This is a genomic window from Streptomyces meridianus (assembly GCF_023703325.1).
Classification (GTDB): domain Bacteria; phylum Actinomycetota; class Actinomycetes; order Streptomycetales; family Streptomycetaceae; genus Streptomyces; species Streptomyces meridianus.
This window is the reverse complement of sequence record NZ_JAMQGM010000045.1, coordinates 105,580-125,440: the sequence shown is the minus strand read 5'-3', so window position 1 is coordinate 125,440 and position 19,861 is coordinate 105,580. Positions and strand designations below refer to the sequence as shown.

Sequence of the window (19,861 nt, the reverse complement as noted above, 5' to 3'; positions counted from 1 at the left end):
CGGCGAGCACCTGGCCGGGGCTCTCGACGCCCTCGCCCGACTGACCCAGTACTTGTCGGCTGAACTTGCCGCGCGACACCTTCCTCACCGCCTTTCCCGAGGATGCCTCGCCCGCGCAGGCCGCGGCGGATCGCCCGGGAGGAGTACGCCTTGTCCGCGAGGACCGCGTCAGGTTTCCGGCGGGGGCGTCCGGAACCGACGCGGGGAACCCGCAACTCGCCCATACGGCGTCGAATGCGGTGGAGTCGTTGACGTTGCCGGGCGTGACGACGACGGCCAGGGGCAGGCCCCGGCCGTCGCAGGCGAGATGAACCTTGGTGGTCAGTCCGCCGCGGGACCGCCCCAGCGACTGGCGAGCCGCCGCCCGTGCCGGATCTTCCAGTTCGTCCCCGCCTCCGCCCCCCTTTTACGGGCGCCGGAGGCGTGCTGATGAGCCCGGCTGATCGTGGAGTCGACCGACACGGTCCATCCACAGCCCCGACGGAGTCGTCCCGGACCTGGGCCTGCTCCAGCGGGCGGGCCCAGGTTCCGTCCGCCTCCCAGCGGGCGAACCGCTCGTAGACCATCTGCCACGGCCCATAGCGTTCCGGCAGGTCACGCCACGGAGCACCCGTCCGCAACCGCCACAACACCCCGTTGATCACCTGCCGATGATCCCGCCACGGCCGCCCACGACCATCAACACCTGGCAGCAGGGGCGCTATGCGTTCCCACGCCACATACGTCAGCTCACCACGACCAACCACATGATCATTATCAGAGAGGTCCTAGTCCGTGCCGAGGAAGACCGACTTGAACAGGTCGGCCGCGTCGACGAGGGGATCGGTGGGTACCCGGAGCTCACCACTCGCCACCGCGTCGTTGCCATCCTCGGTAAGTTTCCACGAGACCTCCACCGAACTGGCCTGAGGGTCCCTGATCACGTAGTCGTCTTGGTCGCTTGTCCAGGGTACGTTCGGGCGGAACGACTCCGGAGTGAGCACAACTTCTGCGTCCTCGCCGTGGGTGCTCCAGGTCACGGGATACTCCCGTGGGAGGGGTCGGAGAGTCGAGTAGTCGAAGCTCGGCGAGAACGGATCGTGCGGCCGCAGCACTGGTTCGACGGCCTTCTCGAAGTCGGCGTCGTCCGGGTCGAGGTAATCCAGCACCTCGCAGTTATGGAACGTCAGAATCAGGTGCGGCTTGGCCACGAAACGATCGCGGCTGACCACTTGGACGCCAGCACCCGGCATCCCGACGCCCAGGAAGTACTCCCGACCCTTCGCGATGTGCTCGGCCTTCTTGCTCTGCCATGCGGCGAGTGCCTGCTCCCGGTCCTCCGTCGACAGCGGTTCCGGGCTGCCGAAGACGTTCGACGCCAATCTGAACGACGTCGAGGCGAAGGCGTCTTCAGCCGGTGTCGGCTGCTTGGTGAACTGCTCTTCTTCGTAGCCGCGCAAGCTTTCCAGGATCTCGTCCACGCGGTCGACCCTGCAGATCGGGCCGAGCAGTTGCACCTCGAGGTCAATCGGTGGCTTCCCGCCCCGGCGGACGCGCTCGACGAGGGCCAGGACCTCTCCGGAGCGTGCGGGCCGCGTGTTGCTGGTGCCTCGCACGTAGATCGCCCCGTCCTCGATGTTGTCGCGGCGGTCGTCACCCTGATAGGTCTTGTGACACGGGAAGATCGTCTGGCCATCCTCCGGCGGCTGGGCGATGACGAACAGGACCTCGTGGTCGGAGTCGATGCCGATCCGACCGAACTCGAAGGCCGGGAACTGGGGCCCGAGGTAGGGGCGGAGCCGGTCCTCGAGCTCGTGGGCCTCGGTTCCGCGCGGTACTCCGGGAGCGCTGTTCTTCTGTGCGCCGATGACCAAGACCGCGTAGCCGTGGAAGTGTCGGGCAGCCTCGCCCGGACGCCGGTTCGCTGCGCCCAGGAGGAACTTTGCGATCTTGGCCGCGGTCGCCTTGCTGTTCATGTCGAGAGGGCTCTTCACCTCGAGGTAGGTCGCCTCGGCCTCGTCGCCGAGAGCGACCACGTGGTTAAGAACGCCCCGCAGGGCGCGCTCACCGAGCGGGATGACGCTGGTGTCGAGAGCGGACGCCCTGGCATCCGAGTCGTCTGAAGGCGAGAGATCCGGCATGGAACGATTCTCCCATCCATGTAGCCGGTCCCGGACGCGGAAGAGCTGTCTTGCCCTGCCTTTGTTGACGACCGCTTGTTCAGGGCTCGATCGCTACGAACGTCGGTTCTAGCCAGGCCGAGCACACGCTAGACGCTGGGCTTCGGCCGTGACCTCGGCATCGAGTGGGGCCAACGTCCCGGGCCTCACTCATCCTCTGGCTCCGCGAGCCCACCCAAGATCCATTGTCAGACAGGACTTAGTGCTGGCCACCCTCGAGCGTTGGAAGGAGGCCGGCCGCGCCGCCGACCAGCACTTCGCGTTCATCGCTCGGGAAGCTCTGCGCAGCAGGTTGAAAGCGGGGTGGCCGGCCGCGTACGCCTTCCTCGGTTACGCGCATGACGCTCCAGTCGAGCTGACGCCCTGGTGCTAGAGCGCACCGAACTGTCCGACGGCGGCACGCTCCGCTTCTCTGCTGCCCTCACCAGCACGGCGGCTGCGCCGGTACACGTGATGTTCGTGATCTCCTCAAAGACGCAGGGCGGCAAGCCGCGGGAGAAGGTGTACTTCCTTCTGCGCGGTACCGCCGAGCCGGGCCACGAACTGCAACTCGCCAAGGATCACGTGTTGCGCTCGACCGCCACCGTGAAGCTCGCTCCTGGCGTGTACTCGATCGCCCTCCAGGTCCACGGGCGGCGCTTCCCGGCGACTGCCTTCCACCTCCGGGAGGCATGACGACCTGCCCACTCCCCTGAGCTGAACCCGGTCCACCCCGTAGGGCGTGGCGAGGCCTGCCGCCACGGCCCGGTCAGCCATGCCCAGCCTGGTTTCGGCGCCCGACGCAACCCCCTGAAGGAGTGACTCTGCCTGATCGAACGGGTTTGAGACCCGGCCGCCCCTGCCCGCGCGGCCAATCCCCGCCATGAGAACTCGTGTTCACAAAATGCCCCGCGATCAGGCCGTGACGGGACCAGATCCGGCGCGTTTCTAGAGCACCAGTGCCACTTCACCGCCCAGATGGAGGACGCCATGCACCCCGCACCCGCACCCACGCACCAGCCCCCTGGATTCGAACGGCGGCCTTGCGCGATCACGCACGGTGTTGACGGCAACGTCAACTCAGCAGGAGCGGATACGGGACGGTCGGTATGAGCGACAGCGAGCCCACCAATGCATCAGCCAACGGCGTCCCGGGGCCGCGCACCGCCGCGCTGCCGCCCCCGCCCGCCACGATGCCTGCCAAGTCGCAGGACGGACCGGCCGTTCCCCCTGCAGAAGAGCCACCCGCCGCCGCGGAAGCAACCGAGTCGGAACTGCAGATGCGGTACGTCGACCTGACCGGCAGCCGTGAAGCGGCCGGCCGCTCGATTCGGATGCGCGACATGGCCAGTCGTCTGCCGCAGTTGGTACGCCGGTCGCTGGCTCTCGCCTGGCGGGTCGACCGACGGGCCACCATCGGCCTCCTGCTGTGCCAGGCGGTGGCCGGCGTGATGCAGGCCCTGGGGCTGATCGCCATCGCCGGCACCCTGACCGCCCTGCTGAGCAGCGGAGACATCTTTCACCGGCTCCTGCAGGCGTGGCCGTCGGTGGCGCTGCTGGCCGGTGCGTCCGGTGTGCGCGCACTGCTGGGGATCACCGTCAGCTGGCTATCCTCGCGGCTGGGCCCGATGATGTCGCGCGAGGCCGAGCAGATGCTGCTCACGGGCTGTGCCCAGGTGGAGCTGTGTGCCTACGACGAGCCGGACTTCAACCGAGACCGCGAGGCCGCCGACCGCGGAGCGCAGGTCACCGGGAACCTGATCGACGAGGGGCAGGATCTGATCGCCTCGGGGGCGTCCTTCCTCGCCGGGGCGGTCGTGCTGGCCGGGGTGCACTGGGTCCTCCTGCCGCTCCTGGTGGCGGCCAGCCTTCCGCAGGCCCTGGCCCAGGTCAGCGCCGCCCGGGTGCGCTACCTGGCGAACCTGCGCAGCAACGGCGACCAGCGGATGCTGTCGGTGCTGCGCTGGCACATCTACACCAAGGACGCCGCCGACCAGATCCGCGCCGGCACCATGGCCGACTTCCTCTCGGGCCGGTACCGGCAGACAGTCGCCCGGATCAATCGTGAGGACCGTGCCGCGGCCGACAAGGGAGCCCGCATGTCTCTCGTCGGCGCCCTGTGCGGCGGCGTGGGATCGACGATCGTGTGGGCGGCAGTCGTGTGGCTGCTGGCGACCAGCCGCATCCGTGTCGGGCACGCCGGGACGGCCGTCTTCGCCTTGCAGACGGTCGGGCAGTCGGTCCGCGGACTGGTCGCCGTCGGGGCACGAGCCGTGCGCACGGGGCTCTACATGGACGACTGGAGCGGATTCCTCGACAAGGCCGGCGGCTTCCGCATGCGCCGCGGCGAGCGCCGGCCCGAGCCGCCGAAGAAGATCGAGATCCAATCCGTCTCCCACCGCTACGCGGGCAAAGACCGGAACGCGCTCTCCGATGTCTCGCTCACCCTGCGCCGAGGTGAGATCACCGCCCTGGTCGGCTTCAACGGCTCGGGGAAGTCGACTCTGTCGAAGCTGGTCAGCGGCCTGTACCTGCCCACGGACGGGCAGGTGCTCTGGGACGGTAGCCCCACCGGCGACGCCGACCCGCAGGCACTGTGGCAGCAGGTCGCCCTGGTGCCACAGGACTACGCGCACTGGCCCCTGACGGTGCGGGAGAACATCACGCTCGGACAGCCCTCGCCGCGAGGCGACGCGGCGGTGCGCGAGGCGTGCGAGGCCGCCGGCGCCGACGAGGTCGTCGACGAGCTCGGGGCCGGTCTGGACACCCTCCTCGCCCGTGAATGGCTCAACGGCGAGGAGTTGAGCGGCGGCCAGTGGCAGCGCATCGCTCTCGGACGAGCGTTCTTCCGCCAGGCCGGGCTACTGGTTCTCGACGAACCGACCGCGAACCTGGATCCCCGCGCCGAGTTCCGGATCTTCCAGCGGCTACGGGACCTGGCGCAGGACCGGGTGGTGCTGCTGGTGACCCACCGCATCACCAACGTCGCCGTGGCCGACCGGATCGTGGTCCTGGACGAAGGCAGGATCGTGCAGGAAGGCACCTACCCGGAACTCGCCGAACAAGGAGGCTTGTTCCAGCAGCTGCTGTCCTACCAGGTCACCTCCGATCCGGACGGCGAGAAGCACGGAACACGCGCATGAGCCTCCCCATGTCCCTGGAGGAAGCCCGGCTGTGCTGATTTCGCCTACAGCCGGGCTGTCACGCACTCCGTCAATCGATCCAGGCCCGCCCACGACCTGTTCCACGACTTCGAGGTGATGACGTGCCGCCCATCCGTTCCAACATCCGCGCGACCGTCGCGGCGTATCTCGTCCGGCATCCGCATGAGCGGGAGGCCCTGGCCGGGCTGACGGCCATCCTGGACGGCCCCGAAGATCCGTCCAGCCGTGCAACATTGCCAGGTCACGTCACCTGCAGCGCGGTCGTCATCGACCGCCACCGACGCGTGCTGCACATCCCTCACAAGGTGTCAGGGCTGCTGCTCGCGCCGGGCGGCCACGTCGAGGCGGGTGATCGGACCCTTCTGGCTGCGGCCCTGCGAGAAGGGTGCGAGGAAACCGGCCTCCGCCCCGGGGCCCTGTGCCTGACTCCGCAGTTCCTCGGTGCTCCGATCGACATCGACGTCCACGACATCGACGCCAATCCGGCCAAGGGCGAACCACGGCACCAGCACGTCGACTTCCGCTTCGCGTTCTACCTCACAGCCGAACAGCCGCCACCGCTCGCGCTGCAGGAGGAGGAGGTCTCCGGTGCCCAGTGGCTCGCGTTCGCCGACGTCATGTCCCCGACGCTGCGCGCGAAGCTCTTGGAATCGGAGCTCGACGGGCGGTCAGAGCCCGTCAACGCGTCCGCTCTCATCCACGACGGCCACGGATGCTACCTGCTCCACCTTCGGGATCAGCGTGACGGCATCTGGGAACCAGGATCGTTCGCGCTCCTTGGTGGCGGCCGAGAGAGGGGTGACTCCTGCCTGGAAGCGACCCTGCGGCGGGAGCTCGCCGAGGAAGCCCCAGGTCTGAAGCCCGCAGACCTGACGCCCTACGCCGTGGAGAAGGCGACGAACATCGACGGCCTCGCAGTGCCCATCCAGGTCTACGCAGGCCGCTGACAAGGGGATCCCGGCCGGGTGGACCTGCGAGAGGGCGTGCTTCTGCGGTGGTTCACTCCCGACATGCTCGACCGGCTGCGCCTGAGCCCCGGCACCGGTGACCTGATCCGCCGGCACGCGGCCCAGCACCCCGCCGGTAAGGGCCCGGCGAGCAGCGTGCACACACCGCGAGACGAGGCACCGGAGGGGACCGAGCTGCACATCGTCGGTGTCCACCTCTACCTCCAGGACGAGCACGGACAGATCCTCCTCGGTCTGCGCCACCCCGACTCTGCGTACGCGGGCAATACCTGGCATTTCCTGGCCGTTCATTAGGCAAATCATCTGTCGGATTCAGGAGTGTCGGGACACTCCGGAGCGTTGGTTAGAGCTCCAGATTCCCCTGACAGACTGCGAGTCTGGTGGCCTTCCCATGGTTGGCTGCCGGGTCTGCCGGCGTACCCCCAGATGAGATGATGGCCGACATCCAGGCGGCGGGGGCCGCCGGGCTGGGGAGGGTGAATGATCGGGGACGGGGACGGCGCGCGGGCGGACTTCTTCTGGTCCGTGGCGGATCTGCTGCGGGGCAAAGTGAGGGCGATCGACTATGGCAGTGTGGTGCTGCCCTTCACCGTGCTACGCCGCATGGACTGTCTGCGTCAGCACAAGGCAGACCAGTGGCATGCCGTAACAGGCATTGATAGTCACGACGCGGCAGCCAGCAGCGAGGTCACCTCTACGGTCGGCGGCAAGTGTAAGACCGGTGAGATAAGCCATCCCCCCACTGAGAAGTGGAGCGGACAAGGCTCGCCGTTCATCCCGGACGATCCCCGTTTTGCCAACGGGCTCAGCGGACTGCTGCGGAACGCCGACGGTGATACGCCCCGGAATGCCGATGTGCCGCTCTCGGAGAACGTGCACCAGTTCGTCCAAGGCTTTCCCACCGACGTCGTGGAAGTGCTGGATTCGTTCGGCTTCAAGGAAACAATCCAGCTTCTGGCAAAAACGGGGATCCTGAAGGCTGTGGTGTCCCTGTTCGCCGAGCTCGATCTGAGCCCCACCGCAGTTTCCGACCAGCAGATGGGGCAGCAGTACGAAGACCTGTTGCGCCGCTTTGATGAAGCGTCGCCCGAGATCCTGGGCGAGTTCACGAGCCCACAGGACGTGAGCTCGCTGACCACCCGGCTGCTGCTCGGTCCGGACCTCCCAGCGCTGGCTCACGCTCTCTCGCCTATTCGACTGTACGACCCATGCTGCGGCACCGGCAGCCTGCTATCCGCCGCTGAGGACGTTCTGAGGGGTGCGGGAAGCTCCTCCGAACTGGTGGTCACCGGCCAGGAAATAAACCAGCACACGTACGCGATCGCTCGTTCCGTACGGATGATGAAAGGCGCCAATCCAAGCGGCATCGTGCAAGGGGACGTCCTCACAGACGACCGGCACCGCGGCGAGACGTTCGACTACCTGCTGGCGGCCCCGCCGATCGGCCTTGAATGGAGGCGACAGCAGGAAGAGGTCATGCGCGAGGCGCGGGAGCTAGGCCCCGACGGGCGCTTCGGGGCAGGCACACCAATGACTTCCGACAGCTCGCTGCTTTTCGTCCAGCACGTCGTCGCCCATATGCAGCCCGCCGATAGAGGCGGTGCGCGGGCCGCCGTCCTTCTTAGCGCCACCCCCCTGCACCGGGGCGGCGCTGGTTCCGGTGAATCGGAAATTCGGCGGTGGCTCTTGGAGCGGGAGCTGCTGGAGGGAGTAGTCGCCCTGCCCGGGCAGCTGTGGCCAAACACCAAGGTTCCCATGTACATCTGGCTGCTGACCAACCGCAAACAGCCACAACTACGGGGGAAGATCATCGCGCTGGACGCACGCGACCAGTGTGCGACGCTACGCAGACCGCTAGGCAGCAGACAGCACTACATCACCGACCAGCACATCTCCCAGATCGTGCAACGCTACGAGGCAGCACTCGGCGCAGGGGCCGGGGAGGAGCGGGCAGCCGACGGTGACGACACCACGTTGCTGCTCGACGTCGCCGAACTCGGATACCGGGCGTTCACGGTCGACCAACCGCTCCGGCAGCACTTCACAGTGAGTGCCGGGACTGTCGACACCGTGGAGTCGGCGAAGGCGCTGACGCGTTTCGACGGAGCTGACGCCCTGGTGCGCGCCCTGCGCGCGCTGACCGGTGGGACCTGGCGTACCTGGACCGCCTTTGAGAGCGACTTCTCGACGGCATTGCAAGACGCAGGGCTACAGGTCGCGCTCGCCCGCCCGCTGCAGATCCTCGTACGCAGTGTCGTTGCTGTCCCTGACCCGGAGGGTGAGGTCCAGACGGACGGCCGAGGGCGGAAAATGCCGGACCTCGAGCTACGCCACCACGTGCGGGTGCCGCTGCATCAGGACGTGCAGAAGTTCATGCAGCGCGAGATAACACCCGAGTACCCGGATGCGTGGACTGACCCGAACAGCAGCAGGATCGGATACGCACTACCGCAGGCCCCATTCCTGACCAGTAGACCCGGTACAGGCTTCGGGCCGCTCTCCACGGTGGCGCGAAAGGTACCAACCCGCCCAATTACCAAAGAAGCGACGGAGGGTGTGCCCCTACTGCGTGGTCGTGACCTTCAGACGGCCACGACCGCAGCGGATCTCCCAGACGCCTCCGATACCGGCGACTTCAACTGGCGGGTGCAGTCACTGGCTGCCTGCACGGGCGGAGACGTGGTGGGGCAGTCGGGCAATTGGCGCCTATTGCCACCGGAGTTCGGGGACGCAGCGACACTGCTCACAGTGCTGCGCCCCATCGGTCACAGCGGTCGCGCCCTGTGTGAGTGGCTGCGGACCGGAGCAAATGACGAGGGCACCGTGGTTTCGCGTCTCTCCATGTACTCGCCCGTGCCGGTCGCGCTCATCAAGGATCCGACGTTCAACGCTCTCCTGGAAGACCTTGATAGCGGCAGGACCGCCCTCAGTAACAGCACGTCCAGGATCCTGCCGACTGTGTTCCGTAACCCGCGTGCTGGCATCGACGAGATACGCCGCGCGGCCCGGGCTGCCGCATCCGAGGCTCGCATTATCGGGGAACTGTCCAAGCCGCTCGGGGACCCGATATGGCGGGCCGAGTGGAGCTATCCGTATCACGTGGCAGCACTGGCCCGGCAGCACCGCACCGCCACGACACTTGCTCAGCGCAAGGACGCCCTACTCAAACTCGGGGAGAGCGTGGCGCGCTGTGTAGGTGTACTCTCCCTAGCCGTCCTGATCGACCGCCAACAGAGCTTCACCAAGGCGCTGCGCCGTCCCTTCACCTTGGGTGATGGCGTGACGTTCGGGAAATGGAACAACCAGATCACGGCCCTGGTCGATGCTGGTCCCATCCCCGAACTCCCCGAACTGGAAGGGGCGCTGGATGCCGTCGGAGCAGTCGGGCCGCTGACCCAGCTGGCGGGAATGAGAAACCACTCCGGTCACAAGACAAGGGTTCAGCCGGAGCACGAACTGGAGCGGGAGGTCAGCGCTCTGGAGCGCGTGGTCGTCGCGGCTCTTGAAGCGGCGGGGTGGCTGTCCAGCCTCCACTGGGACTTGGTCGACGCGTGCGCGTACATCGGCAAGGGGCAGTTCGCCGTCACCGGGCGACGGCTGCGAGGCAGCCATCCGGACTGGGAGCCCTTTGAGCGCCCGCGCGCGGGCACCGTGGAGCCGAACCGCATCTACGTGGAGGGCCTCTCATCCACCGCGCTGCTGGACCTATGGCCCGTCGCGCGGGTCGAAGTCTGCCCAGAGTGCGACACACGGGAGCTTTTCCTGCTGCATAAGATCGAGGAGAAGACCCGAGTGATGACCCTGCGCTGTGGTAGGGACCACGAGATCGATCGGGCGATCACCTAGGCTGGCTCGGGACCGTCCACGCGCCCCAGAGGGCGCGCTGGTTCTGTCGGTAGTTGGTGACGTCAGTTGTTCGTGAAAGCTGGTTCTGGCTCAGATTCCGTGACGTCGCCACGGTGAGTGACGGTTGGCCGTCGTGTCGGCCTTCGGGAAGTTGCCCGAAATTGATCAGTGGCGATCTCGAGTGGCTGACAGTTCGGGTCCGTGGAAGAGATGGTGCTCCGGCTGGAGGAGCTGCTGTTCCCGTCGACGGCGAACGTGTCGGTGCTGGCGGTGGGTGTGAAGAACGAGACGGTACGGATCGAGGCCCGCAGTACGGCGAGCGGCTCGGCCTGTCCGGGTTGCGGGAGCTGGTCCACCCGGGTCCACAGCTCCTACCTGCGCTTTCCCACAGACGTGCCTAGCGCAGGGCTGCGGGTGCTGCTCTGTCTGCGGGTCCGTCGGTTCGTCTGCCGGGTTGCTTCGTTCGGGCGGCGGACGTTCGTTGAGCAGGTGCCGGGTCTGACCCGCCGCTACAGCCGGTGGACCGAGCGCCTGCGATCGACGCTGGCAGCGGTGGGCCTCGCGCTCGCCGGCCGGGCGGGTGCACGGATGGCCAGCCTCCCGGGCTCTCCGGAGCGTGACTGGTTGCGCCAAGACCTACGTCGTCCAATTTGCCGAAGCCGAAGGCTTCGCGCACGTGCGCTTCCACATCGTTCCGCGCATGGCAGATCTGCAACCAGAGCATCGTGGGCCGGGCATTTTCGAGCTGCTTCGGCGACCAGAGCAGGAGCGAGTGACGGCTGACCAGGCAGATCAAATAGCCCACTCTCTCCGAGATCAACTTCATCGGCACCTGAACGCTCAGTAACCAGAATCTGAGCCAGAACCATTTGAAGTGAACGAAGCCAAGTGGATGAGCCGCATGAGCGGTAGGGCTCTGCACGCCGTCATCGCGCGCAGATCGATGAGAAGCCGGACATGCTCGCCGCCCTCATGGATGGGTTGGCATCTGGGATCACGCCCCCGGCCGCGTTCCCTACACGCGGCCGGAGGCCGGAGCTCTGCTGGACCGCCGTCAGCGCAGGTTCAACTCGCCTGCGCTGACGGCTGAAGCAGCGGCGTCAACTCGTCCGCCAGGGCGAGCAGGGCACGGTCTGCGTACGGCGGGCCGACGATCTGGACTCCGATCGGCTGCCCTTCCAGGGTCTTGGCTACTGGTATGACGAGGCTTGGCAAGCCGATGTGGCTGGCGAGGTTGGACCAGCCGGTCTGGTCGAAGAAGCTGCGCTCGTGGCCATCGACCACGAGCGTGCGGCTGCCTGCAGGGATCGCGGGGGTGGGCGCGGCCGGCGTGATGAGGACGTCGTGCTCTATGAAGAAGCGCTGCCAGTTTTCCCGGAGCCGGGCGCGCTCTTCGTCCGCACGGAGCCAGGTGCGATGGGTCTGGGTCCGGTGACGGAGGAACCCAGCGCGAGGGCTGGTGTCGTCGTCTTTCAGTGCTCGTGAGGCGGCGAGTTCCTCGGCCGCCGCCTCATCGCTGCTCGTGGCCGTCGCGGTGGCGTGCAGGAGTTGCTCGAACAGGCGGGTGGAGTCGACGAGGTTGACGGGCCCGGCTGTGTGACGGACGACGGCGCCGATCCTGGACAGCGCCGTCTCGATGGAGGCCAGTGCCTTGGTGGTCGCGCGGTCGACGGGGCAGTTCGGGTCCTCGGCCCAGATCGCGATGCGGAGCTGGTCGATGCTCTTGTTCGGCGCCGACAGGTCCACGCGCCAGGGCGTGTTCTCGCTGGCCGAGGGTGTCGTCAGCGCGGCGAGCAGCAGGTCGAGGTCTCGCGGGTGCCGGGCCAGGGGTCCTGGGGTCACCATGTCGCTGCTGGTGAGCCAGCCCGGTGGCCGGGGGATGTGACCGCGGGCCGGGACGAGTCCGTGCGTGGGCCTCAGGCCGTAAACCCCGCAGTAGTGGGCCGGGAGGCGGAGCGAGCCGGCGAGGTCGCTGCCGAGATCGGCGGGCGTGAGGTGAGCGGCGACCGCCGCGGCGGGGCCGCCGGAGGAGCCGCCAACCGTGCGCGCCGGGTCGTGTGGGTTGAGGGTGGGGCCGAAGAGGGTGTTGTCAGTGTGGAGGTCCTGGCAGTACGCGGGGGTATTGGTTTTGCCCATGATCACCGCGCCCTGGTGGCGGAGCCGTGTGACCGCGTCGGCGTCCTGCTTGGGGACGTGATCTTTCAAATCCTCGGAGCCGCTGGTGGTACGCAGGTTGGCCGTTTCGAAGCTGTCCTTGATGGTGAGCGGGAGTCCATCGAGGACTCCGGTGCGCTCACCGTGGACGCGGCGGTCGTCGGCTGCCCGGGCAGCTTGGCGGGCCGCGTCGTCGTCTCGGGTGACGACGGCGTTCACCGTGCTGGCATCGATCCGCTCGAGGTGGAGGTCGAGCAACTCTCGGCTGGAGATCTCTCGGCGGTCCAGGGCGCGGAGTTGGAGGTGTGCGGGCTGGCTGGTCAGGCCGTTCGTCATGCGGAGGCTCGCTCTGGCTGGTGGGCGCGGGCAGGATCAGGAAGGTGGCGGGCGACTGCGAGAAGGGCGCCGATGTCGTCCATCGGCCGGCTGGTCTGGCGGTTGGCGTCGGCGAAGTCGGTGAGCTGATCGGAGTCGGGACGGACGCCTTCGGCTCGGGCGGTGATGCCGGCGATGATCTGGTCTGCGGTGACGGCGGCGTTCAGTTCGTCACCATGGAGGCCCCGCGTTCGGTGGTGGGCCTCGCTGTTCTCGCGGACGCCGGCATCGAGGTGCTGGCGGATCACGAAACGGCCGTCACGGATCTCGACCGCCCGCCGGTAGAGCTTGATCGTGATGCCTCGGAAGCGGCGGCGCTGGGCGGGATCGACCCGGTCGATCGGCAGGGCGATCTCGGGGGCCTCTCGGTGGAAGACCAGCCAGAGGGGGCGCAGACAGTGGTAGCTGCGGTGCTGGTTGACCCGGTACTGGACACCTTGTGCCTGGTCGCTGATCGTGGGCACCAGCCAGCCGATGAGGGTGAGCATCGCGCCGACGTCACCGCAGGTCCAAGCGAAACTCTCCCACTGGTCGAGGGAGCCACCGAAGGCGCCGGCGATCACGTTGCCGATCCGCACGGCGCTGTATCCGAGGGTGATGGTGGCGCCGAGGGCGACGACTCGCAGCCCTACGCTGACGGATCTACGGTCGCTGCGCCGAGCAAGCCGCCAGCAGGCTCGGGCGAGGAACAGCTCGCCGAGCGTGTAGGCGGTGACGTACAGGGTGAGGTATGCGGCGTACGCGTTGTCGTGGGCGTAGTACAGCGTGAAATCGATCGGCCTCGGCGCGCTGGGGGTCAGCTGGGTGAACAGCGCGAACAGCCCAGCGATCACCGCGAGACCGGCGCCGAGCCACACTCGTGCCCTCCCGCGAGCGACATCCGGGGGTGAGCTCCAGTAGGTGAGGACCACCTGCTGGCAGGCCAGCAGCGCGACCACGCACCCCTGTGCCAGAGGGACAGACAGGTTCACGGTGCCCAGGGCCCGGTCGAGGTACTGCCACATCGGCGTGATGGAGAACAGGAACGACAGTCCCGACAGCAGGAAGACGGCTGCCAGGGCCATGGATGCGGGGTCGCGACGTCGGGCGGGCACGTCCCGCAAGAGGCACAGAAAGCCGAGCGTGGCGATGACGAGGCTGATCGGGTGGAGCAGGTCCTTCACGATCGTGCCTCCCGCCGGCGCAGCAGCGTGTGTGTGACCCGGTCCTGGACGTCGTCGCCGGAGGACTCGTCGCTGCGCAGCCACTGGTCGATGATCCGTTGCTGGAGGAGCGATGCGAGCAGTTCGGTGTCGCGCTCTTCGTCCTCGTCGTACTTGGTCCGCCCCAGCATCATCTGCACGACGGCCGGGTCCATGGTGGTGATGAGGGTCGGTGTCAGGGCGCACAGTGGGCGGGTCTCGTGGTGCCCGAGCAGCAGATGGCTGAACTCGTGGGCGATGATGTGATCTTGGTGCATGGAACTGGTCCGCGGGTCGTAGAACAGGTAGACGGCGCTCTCGGTCACGGCACACGCTCCGCAGACGGAGGGTGCCTGTTCCCTCGGCTCGAGCATCACGGCGCGGCCCGCACGACGAGAGACCTCGGGCCGTAGATCGCGAATGTTGGTGACGTGGGAGAGATCCAGCTCGGCCAAGAGGTCACCCTGGCGGCGCTTACGCGCAGACCACATTTCGATTCCTTGATCATTTACTGCATTGCAGCCGGAGATCCGGCTAGTTGGAGGGCGGCAGCCCCTCCATCTTTCGCACGCCGTCCACGAGCCCCAGCACGGCATCCTTGCCATCCGCTGAGACGTCAGTGAGGCGGAGAAGCACGTTCTTGATCTTCGAGTCGCGGAGCAATTCCAGCAACTTCAGCTCCTGCGCGGTCTTTTCGGCGACTTCATCGTCGAACCAATAGGCAGCAGGAACACCGAAAAAGGTTGCGAGCGCTTCGAGGTGACGCATCGTCGGGTTATCGCGGCGTCCAGTGCGCAGCATCCACAGATAGGTGGATGTCACCGTTTCAAGCCCGCGAGCAGCCATCAGCTCAGCCACCTCGCTGTTGCTGTACGGGCCGCGATCGGGCGGGTGCACTGCGTCAAACAGGCGGTTGAGCCGGTCACTGAGCTTCCGCGCACGCGGACTTATGGGCCCCTCCATCGACTCTTTCATGATCCTTCCAGGGCGCGGATTCACCAGGGTTCAACCACTGTACCCCGCGATTAACATGAGTTGACGCACCGCTCCCGCGTGTGGAAGTTTTTCCTCACCAGCACGTTTCCGTGTGATGCGCACCGGCAGCCAAGCCAGTCTGCCCGTGTTTACCAACCGGGGCGCACTGGGCGACGTGGCGCGCGCCACATTCGCCCGGCGACATACGTCACGTCTGGCAATACAGGAGTGATTCGATCTTCGACCGGAAGGCGTGAGGGCGACAGTGGGAACCACGAGTCCACTTCGCGAAGCCGTCGCGCGAAATGCCGGGACGCTATTCCACGCCGGACCCGCCGGCACGCTTCGAGGATTCTGGCCAACCGCGGCAACGGACCGCCCGAAGGCTCCGCAGCAGCCCGCTCCGGCCCTTCCGGATGACCGCGAAATCGTCCCGCCTCGTCACTCTGTGCAACTCGTGCAGAGGTTAAGAACCAACTCTGGATCTTGACACGGGTCCGTGCGTATGTTCGTCGTCCCCGGGCGCCCCGCCCGAGGCCACGAACATGAGGAGCGCAGCAGGTAACGACCAGACCGTGTAGGTCCGCATACAGCGACGGCGCCCGAGAGCGGTAACTCCCGGACGCCGAACGCTCAACGGCATAGCCCGCCCCGGCAAGGGCGGAGATTGCCCACCATCACCACGCTGATCCCATTCCACCGGGTGCCCCAGCGTGGCAACACTGCAAAGGGGATTGTTGCATGCATCCTGCCCTGCGTAAAAGGCTCGGCCATCTGGCCTGCGCGGCAGCCACCTTCGCCTCGACGCCCTCCGGCCCCGGGCCGGAACACATCACCACGACCTCGGCAAGCCGCCGGGCCCGCCACGCGAGCGGGAGCGGCCGATGAGCGGGGAGGCCCGCGATTGGGTGTGGGAACACAGCTCCAGCCGGGGAACCGCGCGCTTGGTCCTGCTCTCGATCGCGGACCGGGTAGCCGACGAGCAGTGCATCGCCTGGGCCTCCCTCACCAGCCTGGCGGAGCGCGCGAACGCCTCCCGGTCCACGGTGCGCGACGCCATCGACCGGCTGCTCGCCGGCGGCGAGCTCGAGCAGCTCGACGATCTCACCGGCCCGCAGCGCAGCACCGTCTACCGCATGCCTCTCGCCGCACGGGCCGCGGCGGAAGCCACGAGCGAGCAGGACGCGGATGACGCCGCCGCATCGGCGGACGAGCCCGAGGCTGACGCAATGCTCCGGGTCTCAGCCCTGCGACGGTACGGAATCCGACCCCGTGAGGTACCGGAATCCTCCACCCCGGACCGGAAACCGGCACGTCCGAAATCCGGTCCCCCGCAACGGAAACCAGGACCTCGGCGTACCGGTCTCCGGCACGCCGGTGTACCGGTAACCGGCCCCCAGAACCGTAGGGAACCGAAGGTAAACCGTAGGTACAGCAGTAGTGGTGCCGCCCTCACCCCGGTCAGCGAGTGGCAGGTCGACCCAGACACCCATGTCTGGGCCCGCCGACAGGGACACCTCGACCGCCTCGGTGAGGAAGGCCTCCACGCCGCCGACGCCAAGTGGCGTGTGCACCGCGCCGACTGGAAGCCGCGGTCGACGGCTGCCTGGGCCGCCGACTGGCGCTCGTGGATCGCCCGCGAGCACGCCCCAGGCCGCCCGAAGCTCTACGCCCTTCCCGGCAACGACCTCGCCCAACCGGGCGGCATGACCCGCGCCGAGGCCCACACCGCCGCCCTTCTCGCCGCCGTCGACGAGCCGACCGGAACGGAGTAGCCATGGACCGCCGCGAAATCGCCGCCCTGCTGGCCTACATCGGCCGACTCGACCCCCGCACCATCCGCACCGACCAGGGCGAGGCCCGCGACCAGCTCGCCCAGTGGTACGAGCTGCTCGGCGACGTCCCCCTGAGCACGCCGCAGGGCTGGGACGCCCGCATCGCTGCCCGGCAGCACATCCGCCTCTCGCCGTATCAGATCCTGCCCGCGGACATCGCCCGCCCGTGGGAGAGCTACCGGCGCGACCGTCTGCACCGGCACACCGACCCACCTCCCTCCGTCGACCCGGATGATCAGGCGGCCTGGACCGCCGAGTTGGCGCGGACCCGGCGCGCTGTAGCCACCGGCAGCGCCCCGCCGGCGCAGTACCGGCAGATCGCCAGCTGCCGGGTCGATCCCGACCTGGAGGCACGGCTTCGGGAAGTCGGCTCCTGCATTCCGCCGGACGCCCGGGTCGCCCTGGCGCGCTACCGGCCTACGCGCGCGGCGCGCGAGGCGGCCGTCGCCCAGGGCCAGCCGGATGCGCTCTCGGTCCGGTGCGGGTGGTGCCAGGCCCAGGTCGGTGAGCCGTGCCGCCGTCGGCGGATCGGCCCCGATGACGGAGCACGCGGAACCGCCCCGCGCGCCACTCCGCACCCCAGCCGTCTCGACCTCGCCGCCGCCCGGCAGGTCCAGCAGCCTGCCATGGCCTGATCGCCCGCCGGTGCCGGTGTACCTCGTCCGGTGCACCGCCCACCTACCGTCCCGCCCGCGACTGCGGTGCCCGCACCGCGCCGCAGTCGGCGACCAAGCCGCGTCCCTCCGCCGCCGGTCCCGACCGGCCTGACGCGGCAGCACATCGGAGAGACCCTTGCGCAACATCACCACCGACGATGCGCCGACCACCGGCCTGCGCGGTATCGGCGACATCAGCTGGCACACCCGCGGTGTGTGTCACGGCATGGACCCCGAGGACGCCGACGCCACCTTCTTCCCGCTGCCCCGGGACCACGAAGCCATCGCCGACGCGAAGGAGCTGTGCGCCGTCTGCCCGGTCCGCCGTGACTGCCTCAACTACGCCCTGGAAAACGTTCTCAAGGAGGGCATCTGGGGCGGGCTGACCGAGGCCGAGCGGCGCCCCTGGCACGACGGGCTTCCCCAGCGCCTCGACTACAGCCGCGTGATCGCCTTCTTCAACGGACGCGACGTGCACCTGACCGAGACCGAGCGCCAGGTCGTCATCGACCACGCCTACGTCCGGGGCTGGCGCCCCGACCGGCTCGCCGGCGCCCTGCAAGTCAGTCACAAGCACGCCCGTGACCTGCTGCGGCAGGCGGCCAACAAGGTCTTCGATCGGGACCGGACCCTCGGCATGCCGAGGCACAAGAGAGCGAGGCAGCCGACCCCGGCAACGGGCCGACCCTCGACCACTAACCCCAGCACTGAGCAGCCGGCATCCACTCCGACGACGTCGCCCTCCGCGCGCGCCCCTTTCGGAAAGGTCGCATGACCCACCCCGTCCTGGCCGTCGGTGCCGTCCCGGACCTGTCCCTCCTTCTCGTCATCGGCATCCCTGTCTCCGTGCTGACCCTCGCCCTGACCGGCTGGGCGATCCGCCACCGGGAAGCACGTCCGCGGGAACGTCGCGGCAACCCGGCGGTCAAAGTGGCCGCCCTCGCCGCGCTCGGCTGCACCGCCTACAGCGCGGACACGAGCTGGCGCTTCGCCGCCGACTACCTCGACATGGTCGGCATCGCCGAGCGGGCTGCGATGTTCGGCGCCGCCGAACTCGCGCTCTTCGCAACTGCCCTGATGGCACGGCAGAATCTGGCTACCCAGGGGGCGCCCGGGCTGCCGGGCACCTTGGTCTGGGGCATCACCGGCGTGCAGGTGATCCCCGCCTACGCCGAGAGCGGGCTGGTCGGTGGCACCGTCCGAGCCTTCGTCGGGCCGATCATGGCCGCCATGCTCTGGCACCTCGCCATGGGCATCGAACTGCGCCTGCGCACCCCCGGAGCCGCCTCCCACAGCTTGATCGCCACCCTCGGACGGGAGGCTCGCGAGCGGCTGCTGTCCCGCCTCGGCATCGCCGCACGTGACCGCGACGCAGCTCAGATCACCCGCGACCGCGCCACCGCCCGCGCCGTGGCCCTCGCCGCCCGTCTCGCCGAGCGCACCCCCGAACAGCAGCAGGGCTGGCACGGCCGGCGACTCACGCGGCGGTTGTCGAAAGCGATCGGCCGGGCATCGGTCGGCACGGACCCTGTCCAGCGCGCCGAGTTGCTCGACCAGCTCGCCGCCCGCCGGCACGCACTCGCGCTCGCCACGATCTCCCTGCCCTCCCCCTGGTCCCCGCAGGACCACAGCAAGATGACGGCCACCGTCCCTCTCTCGGAGGCACACAGCACCGCGGTCCCCATCGATTGTCCCCACACTGACGCCAAGACGAGGAAAGACCGGGGACCAGGCAAGGTGAGGGGACCGGTCCCCGGCGGGGGCTATGACGCGGGGCCCGGGGACCGTATCGACGGGACCGAGGCCGTCAAGCCGGAGTCCAACGAGGGGACCAAAGGCTGCGCGGGGACCGACCCTCCCGGAATTGAACTGCCTGCAGAGGCCTGGGGACCGTATCGGGGACCGAGTGGCGCCGAGTCGGGGACCGAACCCGCCGGAGACCGGGGACCGAACCACACCGACACGGGGACCGAACCCACCGGGGACCGGGGACCGAACCACACCGACACGGGGACCGAACCCACCAGGGACCGGGGACCGAGGGTGTCCCTCCGGCGGAAGCCGACCCCGAAGTCCAAGAGCAAGGGGCCCCAGCACCGGTCTCACAGCCCGCAGACGAAGCCGCGCGAGCCGGAGCAGACCGTGCAGCACCTCGTCGAGCAGGTCCGCCCCCACGTCCCCTCGCTACTCGCACGGGACGGCAACGAAGCCGTCACCCGGGTCCAGCTCAGGGAGATCCTCCGGCGCGAGGGACTCAAGGGCGGCCGGAACGACCGACTGAGCCTCGTCCTCCAACAGCTGCGAAGCCAGGACAGCACCATGAAGACAAGGAGCACGCGCCGATGAAGACCTGCCCCCGGTTCGCGACCATCCGTCAGGAGTACGAGCGGGAAATCGGCTTCCTGAACGCCCACTCCAAGCGGCACGCCGGCAGGCCGTCGGCGAAGTCCAGCGCGAAGCACGCCGCATCGACGAAGGCACGTATGGCCAGGGCGCTCAGCAGCCATGTCGGGCGTTGCCCGGAATGCGGCTGAATCTGCAGAGCAGCAGGTCAAATCCCTCATCTGCC

Annotated in this window: 16 protein-coding genes and 1 pseudogene; 11 read left to right on the top strand and 6 right to left on the bottom strand. The window is 68.1% G+C overall.

The window, feature by feature from the left end; genetic code table 11:
- Positions 1 to 101 precede the first annotated feature (101 nt).
- Together M1E25_RS20700 and M1E25_RS20695 are read right to left on the bottom strand one after the other, a co-directional pair.
- Positions 102 to 746 (bottom strand): annotated as a pseudogene (locus M1E25_RS20700) (IS5 family transposase); the annotation flags it as partial.
- 21 nt (positions 747 to 767) lie between these two features.
- A complete protein-coding gene (locus tag M1E25_RS20695; RefSeq protein WP_251417892.1) occupies positions 768 to 2,120 on the bottom strand; it encodes a hypothetical protein in 1,353 nt (450 codons plus the stop codon).
- 405 nt (positions 2,121 to 2,525) lie between these two features.
- On the opposite strand from M1E25_RS20695, the gene M1E25_RS20690 reads away from it, so the two are divergent.
- From M1E25_RS20690 to M1E25_RS20665, 6 genes are all read left to right on the top strand, one after another.
- Positions 2,526 to 2,834, top strand: coding sequence for a YhaZ family DNA alkylation repair protein (locus M1E25_RS20690; RefSeq protein ID WP_251417889.1), 309 nt, complete (start codon positions 2,526 to 2,528; stop codon positions 2,832 to 2,834).
- Between the two features lie 584 nt (positions 2,835 to 3,418).
- Positions 3,419 to 5,281: an ABC transporter ATP-binding protein gene (locus M1E25_RS20685; RefSeq protein WP_251417928.1), complete on the top strand. Its 1,863-nt coding sequence runs from the start codon at positions 3,419 to 3,421 to the stop codon at positions 5,279 to 5,281.
- Between the two features lie 122 nt (positions 5,282 to 5,403).
- Positions 5,404 to 6,249, top strand: coding sequence for an NUDIX hydrolase (locus tag M1E25_RS20680; RefSeq protein WP_251417887.1), 846 nt, complete (start codon positions 5,404 to 5,406; stop codon positions 6,247 to 6,249).
- Positions 6,250 to 6,267: 18 nt separating this feature from the next.
- Positions 6,268 to 6,564: an NUDIX hydrolase gene (locus M1E25_RS20675; protein ID WP_251417885.1), complete on the top strand. Its 297-nt coding sequence runs from the start codon at positions 6,268 to 6,270 to the stop codon at positions 6,562 to 6,564.
- A 186-nt stretch (positions 6,565 to 6,750) separates the two neighbouring features.
- Entirely contained in the window at positions 6,751 to 10,116 is a 3,366-nt protein-coding gene (locus M1E25_RS20670; RefSeq protein ID WP_251417882.1) for a class I SAM-dependent DNA methyltransferase, read from the top strand.
- A 210-nt stretch (positions 10,117 to 10,326) separates the two neighbouring features.
- Positions 10,327 to 10,899, top strand: coding sequence for a transposase family protein (locus M1E25_RS20665; protein ID WP_251417926.1), 573 nt, complete (start codon positions 10,327 to 10,329; stop codon positions 10,897 to 10,899).
- Between the two features lie 282 nt (positions 10,900 to 11,181).
- Here the strand turns inward: M1E25_RS20665 and M1E25_RS20660 are convergent, their stop codons facing one another.
- Genes M1E25_RS20660 through M1E25_RS20645 form a run of 4 tightly spaced genes read right to left on the bottom strand, consistent with a single transcriptional unit; the run spans position 11,182 to position 14,801 of the window.
- Entirely contained in the window at positions 11,182 to 12,606 is a 1,425-nt protein-coding gene (locus M1E25_RS20660; RefSeq protein ID WP_251417880.1) for an amidase family protein, read from the bottom strand.
- Positions 12,603 to 13,808: an MAB_1171c family putative transporter gene (locus M1E25_RS20655; RefSeq protein ID WP_251417878.1), complete on the bottom strand. Its 1,206-nt coding sequence runs from the start codon at positions 13,806 to 13,808 to the stop codon at positions 12,603 to 12,605. The genes M1E25_RS20660 and M1E25_RS20655 overlap by 4 nt, the downstream gene beginning before the upstream one ends.
- On the bottom strand, positions 13,805 to 14,317 hold the full coding sequence (locus M1E25_RS20650; protein ID WP_251417875.1) for a hypothetical protein: 513 nt from the start codon (positions 14,315 to 14,317) through the stop codon (positions 13,805 to 13,807). The genes M1E25_RS20655 and M1E25_RS20650 overlap by 4 nt, the downstream gene beginning before the upstream one ends.
- A 43-nt stretch (positions 14,318 to 14,360) precedes the next feature.
- Complete coding sequence (locus tag M1E25_RS20645; RefSeq protein ID WP_251417873.1) at positions 14,361 to 14,801, bottom strand: XRE family transcriptional regulator; 441 nt, start codon at positions 14,799 to 14,801, stop codon at positions 14,361 to 14,363.
- A gap of 884 nt (positions 14,802 to 15,685) precedes the next feature.
- On the opposite strand from M1E25_RS20645, the gene M1E25_RS20640 reads away from it, so the two are divergent.
- The 5 genes from M1E25_RS20640 (at position 15,686) to M1E25_RS20620 (ending at position 19,826) form a co-directional block, all read left to right on the top strand.
- Positions 15,686 to 16,576, top strand: coding sequence for a helix-turn-helix domain-containing protein (locus M1E25_RS20640; protein ID WP_251417871.1), 891 nt, complete (start codon positions 15,686 to 15,688; stop codon positions 16,574 to 16,576).
- Between the two features lie 2 nt (positions 16,577 to 16,578).
- Positions 16,579 to 17,271 carry a zinc finger domain-containing protein gene (locus M1E25_RS20635; RefSeq protein WP_251417868.1) on the top strand — a complete coding sequence of 231 codons (693 nt, stop codon included), beginning with the start codon at positions 16,579 to 16,581 and terminating at the stop codon, positions 17,269 to 17,271.
- 157 nt (positions 17,272 to 17,428) lie between these two features.
- Complete coding sequence (locus M1E25_RS20630; protein WP_251417866.1) at positions 17,429 to 18,067, top strand: WhiB family transcriptional regulator; 639 nt, start codon at positions 17,429 to 17,431, stop codon at positions 18,065 to 18,067.
- A complete protein-coding gene (locus M1E25_RS20625) occupies positions 18,064 to 19,638 on the top strand; it encodes a hypothetical protein (protein ID WP_251417863.1) in 1,575 nt (524 codons plus the stop codon). The genes M1E25_RS20630 and M1E25_RS20625 overlap by 4 nt, the downstream gene beginning before the upstream one ends.
- The gene (locus M1E25_RS20620) at positions 19,635 to 19,826 is read left to right on the top strand and encodes a hypothetical protein (protein ID WP_251417861.1); all 192 of its coding nucleotides are present in this window, start codon (positions 19,635 to 19,637) and stop codon (positions 19,824 to 19,826) included. Before M1E25_RS20625 ends, M1E25_RS20620 begins: the two co-directional genes overlap by 4 nt.
- The last annotated feature ends 35 nt before the right edge of the window (positions 19,827 to 19,861 follow it).